The sequence below is a fragment of the Clavibacter lycopersici genome (genome assembly GCF_003576405.1).
GTDB lineage: Bacteria > Actinomycetota > Actinomycetes > Actinomycetales > Microbacteriaceae > Clavibacter > Clavibacter lycopersici.
The window spans coordinates 1-1,128 of sequence record NZ_QWGT01000418.1 but is presented as its reverse complement, the minus strand read 5'-3'; the positions used below and the strand labels follow the sequence as shown (position 1 = coordinate 1,128).

Annotated in this window: 1 protein-coding gene; it reads left to right on the top strand. The window is 72.7% G+C overall.

What is annotated here, in order from left to right; all coding sequences use genetic code 11:
• Nucleotides 1-81 precede the first annotated feature (81 nt).
• A partial coding sequence (locus tag DZG00_RS15630) for an MFS transporter (protein ID WP_119455827.1) occupies nucleotides 82-1,128 on the top strand: 1,047 nt, incomplete at its 3' end.

Here is a 1,128-nt window from a genome sequence, read left to right as displayed (position 1 = left end):
GTCCTCGTCGCCCGCTCGCGCGCTCGCCGGCCGGATCCGCTCGCACCACCGCCGACGCCCGCGCCGGCACGAGAGGACCCCATGTCCGACACCACCGCATCCGCCCGCCCGGCGGCAGGGGGCACCGGCGCGTCCGGTGCGCCCGCCGCCCCCGTCGTCTCCCGCCGTGCGTGGCAGGCGCTCATCGTGCTGCTCGCCGGCATGTTCATCGCGCTGCTCGACACGACCATCGTGAACGTGGCGCTGCCGACGATCCGCACGAGCCTCGACGCCTCCGAGTCGACGCTGAGCTGGATCATCTCCGGCTACGCGCTCGCGTTCGGACTCGCGCTGATCCCCGCGGGCCGCCTCGGCGACCGCTACGGGCACAAGTGGGTGTTCGTGACGGGCATCGCGCTCTTCACGCTCGCCAGCCTCGCGTGCGGCGTGGCCCAGGACGACCTCCAGCTCGTGATCGCGCGCGTGGTGCAGGGGCTCGCCGGCGGCCTGTTCGTGCCCGCGGTGACCGCCTTCATCCAGCTGCTGTTCCCGCCGCAGGCGCGCGGCAAGGCGTTCGCCATCATGGGCGCCGTCATCGGCGTCTCCTCCGCGCTCGGCCCGATCGTGGGCGGCCTGATCATCCAGGCAGCTGGGGAGGAGTCGGGCTGGCGCCTGGTCTTCTTCGTGAACCTCCCCGTCGGCCTCGCGACCGTCATCGCCGCGATCTTCCTGCTCCCCAGCCGCCAGGTGGCCGAGCAGGTCGCGGGCGACGTGCGCGCGCAGTCGGGCCAGCAGGCCGGACGCGGATCCGCACCCGCCAAGGCCCCTGCCGCCTCCGGCGTCGACCTCGTCGGCATCCTGCTCGTGAGCGCCGGCCTCGTGGCCCTGCTCGTGCCGCTCATCGACGGCCAGGACCAGGGCTGGCCGCTCTGGACCTACCTCTCGCTCGTGGGCGGCGTCGTGCTCCTCGCGCTCTTCGGCGCGTGGGAGGTCATGCAGACCCGCCGTTCGAAGAGCGTCCTCGTGCCGCCGCACCTGTTCACGCACCCCGCGTTCACCGGCGGCGTGATCCTCGCGATGGTCTACTTCGCGGCCTTCACGAGCATCTTCTTCACCATCTCGATCCTCTGGCAGTCGGGCCTCGGCAAC